Source organism: Dolichospermum sp. LEGE 00240, from assembly GCF_015207875.1.
In the GTDB taxonomy this organism is placed as follows: domain Bacteria; phylum Cyanobacteriota; class Cyanobacteriia; order Cyanobacteriales; family Nostocaceae; genus Dolichospermum; species Dolichospermum gracile.
The window spans coordinates 1-6,096 of sequence record NZ_JADEVZ010000136.1 but is presented as its reverse complement, the minus strand read 5'-3'; the positions used below and the strand labels follow the sequence as shown (position 1 = coordinate 6,096).

General features: G+C 35.4%; 9 protein-coding genes and 1 pseudogene. All 10 read left to right on the top strand.

The window, feature by feature from the left end:
* Nucleotides 1–215: pseudogene (locus IQ226_RS24275) on the top strand (hypothetical protein); the annotation flags it as partial.
* A 42-nt stretch (nt 216–257) separates the two neighbouring features.
* On the top strand, nt 258–386 hold the full coding sequence (locus IQ226_RS24270; RefSeq protein WP_193899644.1) for a DUF29 family protein: 129 nt from the start codon (nt 258–260) through the stop codon (nt 384–386).
* Nucleotides 387–736: 350 nt separating this feature from the next.
* The gene (locus IQ226_RS24265; RefSeq protein ID WP_193899643.1) at nt 737–1,348 is read left to right on the top strand and encodes a retropepsin-like aspartic protease; all 612 of its coding nucleotides are present in this window, start codon (nt 737–739) and stop codon (nt 1,346–1,348) included.
* A gap of 578 nt (nt 1,349–1,926) precedes the next feature.
* Nucleotides 1,927–2,091 carry a hypothetical protein gene (locus IQ226_RS24260; RefSeq protein ID WP_193899642.1) on the top strand — a complete coding sequence of 55 codons (165 nt, stop codon included), beginning with the start codon at nt 1,927–1,929 and terminating at the stop codon, nt 2,089–2,091.
* A gap of 82 nt (nt 2,092–2,173) precedes the next feature.
* Nucleotides 2,174–2,347: a DUF2887 domain-containing protein gene (locus IQ226_RS26120; protein WP_193899641.1), complete on the top strand. Its 174-nt coding sequence runs from the start codon at nt 2,174–2,176 to the stop codon at nt 2,345–2,347.
* A complete protein-coding gene (locus tag IQ226_RS24250) occupies nt 2,314–2,856 on the top strand; it encodes a DUF2887 domain-containing protein (RefSeq protein WP_193899640.1) in 543 nt (180 codons plus the stop codon). Before IQ226_RS26120 ends, IQ226_RS24250 begins: the two co-directional genes overlap by 34 nt.
* A 210-nt stretch (nt 2,857–3,066) precedes the next feature.
* Nucleotides 3,067–3,369: a DUF4351 domain-containing protein gene (locus IQ226_RS24245; protein WP_228039652.1), complete on the top strand. Its 303-nt coding sequence runs from the start codon at nt 3,067–3,069 to the stop codon at nt 3,367–3,369.
* Nucleotides 3,370–3,553: 184 nt separating this feature from the next.
* Nucleotides 3,554–3,931, top strand: coding sequence for an Rpn family recombination-promoting nuclease/putative transposase (locus tag IQ226_RS24240; RefSeq protein ID WP_228039651.1), 378 nt, complete (start codon nt 3,554–3,556; stop codon nt 3,929–3,931).
* A gap of 412 nt (nt 3,932–4,343) precedes the next feature.
* Complete coding sequence (locus IQ226_RS24235; protein WP_193899639.1) at nt 4,344–5,276, top strand: DUF4351 domain-containing protein; 933 nt, start codon at nt 4,344–4,346, stop codon at nt 5,274–5,276.
* Nucleotides 5,277–5,653: 377 nt separating this feature from the next.
* Nucleotides 5,654–6,096: DUF29 domain-containing protein (locus IQ226_RS24230; RefSeq protein ID WP_193899638.1), on the top strand; the 443-nt coding region annotated here is incomplete at its 3' end.

The window sequence follows — 6,096 nt, the reverse complement described above, 5'->3', positions numbered from 1 at the left end:
TATGGCTAGAAGAAGCTGAATTGGGTTTAGGATTATGGGAGGGAGAATATCAAGGACTAACTAGACAGTGGTTACGTTGGTATGATCAAGAGAATAATTGGTTGCCTACACCAGAAGAACGAGAAAAGCAACGGGCAGATTCTGCTGAATTAGAAGTAGCTAAATTACGACAATTGTTATTGGAACAAGGTATCAGCTTACCTAATGATCAATAGGGTTAAAAATTGTCCAGTCTGAAAGTCATTATTACTAATTTTATGTCTAAATCACCTCTCTACGAAACAGATTTCATTGATTGGTTAACTCAACAAAAATTAGCCTTAGCTAGTCGAGATATCATAGCTTTGGATTGGGAAAATTTGGCAGAAGAGTTAGAGGGTGTTTGAAAAGTCTAATTTATTACTTGCAAGGGCGACTAGAAGTCGCAGCTACACAGACGAAACCCACCTATTCCTTCGGAACGCTACGCGAACGTGGGTTCAAAAGCCTTGATTTTTCGTTAGTCCACGCAGGTGGACTTTGTTTGTGTAGTAGCGATTTCTAATCGCCGGAAACTTTTCAAACATCCTCTTACTCATTGCTCTCTACGGTTCTGTATTTTTAGTATTTACAGATTATACCCTGAGAGCTTTTTTTACTCAACTTCTAACTTTTCAAACACCCTCTAAGAGAAATTCTCAATCCTGAATGGTTTCCATCATAATAGTTATTATGATGTTTATAAACTCAGCTAAATATGAACGAAAAATACAATAGTGCCAAAGAATGGCGTCAAGCAAATTACCGAAAACTGAAACAATATCGTGGAGAATGGATTATTTACACTAAGGATGGTGTAATAGCTCATCACCAAGATTATAGAATCATGACACAGCAAATTGACCTTCAGAACTTAAAATCTTCTGACTACATCACTGAGCGGATCTACGAGAACGAATTTGTTGAGCCAGTGAAGTTTTTCCCAGTGCGTTTTAGAACAGTCAAAAAACATGATTGGCAGCCAAAATACGAAGTCTGTCTAACTTTTCAAAATTCTAAAATCTTGGAAATGCTTGTAGATTCTGGTTCGGATATTAGCCTAATTACATTTTATTTAGGCACAGACTTAGGATATGCCCTCTCTCAAGGAGAAGTTCTGAGTAATGCAGAAGGAGTAGGCGGGAGTGTACAATATGTACTCCGACAAGTTGAAATGCAGATTGATAATTGTACCTTTTCTGCTCCTGTTGCCTGGTTACAAAATGAGGATTGCCAAGAAGTTTTATTGGGTAGGGAAGTTGTGTTTGATTTATTTGATATTGAATTTAAACAAGCTGAGGAGAAAATCCTATTCAAATACAGGGGATAACTACTGGTAACTTATAAAACAAGTGTGTTATAAGTGAGCTAATTAGTAATATACTATGGGTGGGTGATCTGGCTACTTCTATAATTAAATTAAATGCTAAATTTAGCCTAATATCGAGATATATAGGCCGTCAAATCAATAATTTTCAAATTGATAGTTAATTAATACTTATGTCTGATACAGTTATTCGTGTTGAAAATCTCGGTAAAAAATATATTATCGGCCATCAAAAGCAGGAACCTTAATTAAGGGGAAAAAATGAACGAAAATTGGCGAGCGAACTGCTTGCATCAGCGTTTCGCTATCGCCCTGAAAGAATAGACTGTAGAAATGCCAGCAAAACGGTATATTGAACTATATCAACAGGTATTGGCATAAAATGTGTTTACTAAATTCTGTTATGTAGCTGAAAATTGTCGAGCGAACTGCTTGCAGCAGCGTTTCGCTATCGCCCTGAAAGAATAGACTGTAGAAATGCCAGCAAAAAGATATATAAAACTATACCAACAGGTCAGGCGATCGCATAATAATTCCAATTCTTTTTGATATAATAAAATTGTTTACAAGGAAAAACTATCATGCAATATCAAATTTTTGTTCAAAGTCAATCTGAAGAAAACTTTGTGGCATCAGTTGTTGGAATATCATCAATCGTGATCGCCAATAATGGTATTCTTTTGACAAGAAATCGGCAAGATTTTGAGAAAATACCCGGACTAGCTATGCAAGATTGGTCAACTTAATTAACTCGTAAAACTAAAACCCAATTTGATTTATCAGAATTTTACTTGCCCATACAACTAAATTTAAACAAAGTTTAAAAACTTGAAAACAGATAGTCTATTTTACCGATTATTCCAAACATTTCCGCCACTACTGTTTGATCTGCTGAAATTTACCCCTGTTAACAGTAATTACAAATTCAAGTCAGTAGAAATAAAACAACCTGCCACTATGACTTTTTATTGGCAAGTTCCAGAGTCCACCGTATATACTTAAATGAATTAGAACCTCCAGCAAATGCCCCCATTAGTCTGAAGTTGTTAAAACTGATTGTTACTCCTGCGGATAAAAGTGCAGTTTTAGCACAAGAAATTGCCAAAGAAACCTATGGAGAAATAACTCAAAGACCATTGCAATTACAACTGATTGATTTGCTCCCGACTATCATGGTTTATAAACTGCCTATTTTAAGTAGAGAGGAAATACAGCAGATGATAGGAATAACAGACGTAGACCTCAAACAAACCCGTTTTTATCAGGATGTCTTTGCTGAAGGACAACAGGAAGGAAAACAACAAGGAAAGCAAGAAGGAAAACAAGAAGGAAAACAAGAAGAGGGAGTGAGTATCGTTCTGCGTCTTCTAAAACGGCAATTTGGTTCTTTAGATTCTGCCATTGAAACCCGAATTCGGGGTTTGAAACTAAGTGTAATTGAAATGTTGGTTGATCAATTACTTGATTTTAAGGATATTTCTGAGTTAAAAACCTGGTTAGAAGACCACTAAATTTTCATTTTCGCCTTTAATCTATCCCTAAGGCCAACTTATAATCGCCTGAGATATACTTTGTTGATCTTCAAAGCGATCGCTAATTTATGAAATCTCGAATACCCGCATAAAACCAGTGGCAAAAAAAGCAGATATAGGCAGTAAATATCATTCTTTGCTAGTTTTGTGTTAGATATTCCCTTAATTCAACAAATCATGAGGTGGGATATGACAGTGTTAAGAGAATCACCCTGGTATGAAGAAATCCTTAAAGAAGGATTGCAACAAGGAGAACAAAGGGGATTGCAACAGGGATTGCAACAGGGGGAACAACGGGGATTGCAACAAGGACTACAACAAGGGGAGTCTGTCCTGGTTTTGCGTCAACTCACTAAAAGGTTTGGGGAAATAGAATTTTCTATGAGGGAGAAAATCCAGAAGTTACCTACTACTGAGTTAGAGATATTGGGAGAAAGTTTATTGGATTTTTCCCAATTACAAGACCTGATAGACTGGTTAGCAGTTCATTAAACTGCTAACACAGAAGTGATTAGGGAGGGTTAAGGCGATCGCTTCCCTGGGTATGGCAACTGAATATATAATCTGATCATGCCCAGATCCTCACTATTTTGTAAAAAAAATAAACTCTAGTTTATATCTAAAGGAATTATGAAAGTGTTTAGTTAAAAAAATATTGTAAAAATTAGTTATATAAATGAAAACAGATAAATTATTTTACAGAATTTTCTTAAATCAACCAGATTTAATAGCAGAATTAATTCCTGGTATTCCTAGTGATTGTGAATTTGAGTATAGCGCACCTGTACTCAAAGAAAAAGAAACTAGGTTAGATGGGTTATTAACACCGATTAGTAATAATTCCGATGTACCGCTAATATTTCTCGAAGCACAAATGCAGCGAGATATAAAATTTTATAGTCGCTATTTTCAGGGAATATTTAGCTATATTGACCAATATGAAATTAGCAGAAATTGGTGCGGATTACTAATTTTACTGAATAAACGTTTGGAATTAGGTTCAGAACTTCCACACAGAAACTTACTGAATAGTCAAGTAGAAATTACAAGATAATCGCCGTTGATCTTGAAAGCGATCGCTAATTGATGAAATCTCAAATTAGTCCTTGGGGAAATTCTTTAACCTTGACTCTATAAATAAAATAAGAACATCAGATCCCCGACTTCTTAGAGAAGTCGGGGATCTGGAACTGTTGATCTTGAAGGCGATCGCTTGGTTAAATGAAACTCTTTAGCAGGTATCAATTGTTCAGAGGAGTTAAGCAAAGTGTACTGACGATAAATATGACATTTGAATCAGAATCCCTGAACCTAGCGGACACTAAGGAATATGAATTAAATAAAGTGCAAAAGTAGGGTGTGTTAGTTAAGTAGCGAGCAAGATGCTCGCATTACTTCAGGTTTCAAAATGGATGAGGTTTAATTAACTATGTGTTATTCTATTATTCATCCATTAGAGAACAGCGATGACCAAGAAAAAAGCAGATATTGGCGGTAAACGCCTAATTAGTTTAGCACCTGAGCAATGGGTACGTTGGTTAACTAATAATCCTGATTTAACAGTCAAAGAGATTATTAGTTCCGATTTTCAATGGGTAGCAAGAGAAAATGATGTATTAATTAAAGTCTCTAGTCCCAAGGACGGAGAATTTTTAATTCTAAATGAGTTACAATTGCGTTACAACAAGCAAGTACCCGTAAGAATTTATGCTTATACAGCCTTAGCCAAAGAAAACTATAATTTACCGGTTTATCCCGTATTGCTTAACATTCTACCTAATTCTCAAACAGAAATAATTCCTAACTACTATGAAACGGAATTTATGGGAATTAAAACTTATCAAAACTATCATGTTATTAATCTGTGGGAATTAGATGTTAATTTAGTTTTTGAGCATAACTTATCAAGTTTATTGCCTTTTGTGCCAATATTAAAAGGAGGAGGAAATGAAAGTATTGTCAGGCAAGCAGTAATTGAATTACGAGCCAATGAAACTTTAACGGATTTAGAGCCATTATTATCATTTTTTGCGGGTTTTGTCCTGGATATACCCTTAGTTCAACAAATAATGAGGTGGGATATGACCATATTGAGAGAGTCTCCTTGGTATCAACAAATCTTAAAAGAAGGTTTGGAGACAGGAGAAAAACAAGGTTTGCAGCAAGGTTTACAGCAAGGTTTGCAGCAAGGTTTGCAGCAAGAAAGTCGTAAATTGGTATGGAAATTAATTGACCGTCGTTTTGGAACTTTATCATCTGATTTTAGCCTCAAAATTAATCGCTTATCAATTACTCAACTAGAAGAACTAGCAACAGAGTTACTCGATCTCACTGAGATAAATCAACTAGAAAATTGGTTGCAACAAAATTCAGAGTCTGGAAACATTCCTCTCAGCTAGTACACTAGGGCGTAAATAGCATGACCATTAAAAGCTCCAAAAATTTGATTAGACATCTCCAAAAAAGATTGTAGAGGCGTTCCATGGAACGTCTCTACAGGGTTTTCAGGTCAAGCATCTTTAATTTTTGGAGATGTCTATTGATTACAAGGCTTGAAAATGGTTTATTCACTTACGCCGTGCTGTACTAGTAATGTAAGTTGCTAGTTAGGTGGATTGTCAATTATTAGAGTTTCATGCTATTGCTTCGCGTTCACGCAGTGTCCCGCAGGGATAGGTTTACGTTCCACAACCTAACCTACAAATCAAGGCTTTTTCTAATTTGGACAAGGTATTGTGTTAACAATCAATATTTAAACTGTAGCTGAGTAAGTAAAATGCAACCTACACAAGCAAATTACCAGATTTATGAACAAGATTATCCTGAATGGTTGGATATTACCCTTAACCAACTGCAAAATCGGGATTTAGAAAATCTTGACTGGGAACACTTAATTGAGGAAATTACTGCATTGGGAAACGAACAAAGGCGTAAAGTAGAAAGTTATTTGAGACAACTTATTAAACACTTACTTCTTTATCAATATTGGGAAAGTGAGAAATCCTATTGTGTCAAGGGATGGATTGAAGAAATTGATAATTTTAGGTCTGAATTAGATTTATTATTGGAGTCTAAAGTTCTTTATAATCATTGTGCAAAAATCCTAGATAAGATCTACATTAAAGCTAGAAACAATGCTATTCGTAAATCTGAACTATCTCCAGCAATCTTCCCTGAAAATTGTGTTTATTCTTTAACAGAAATCCTCAATCCTGAATG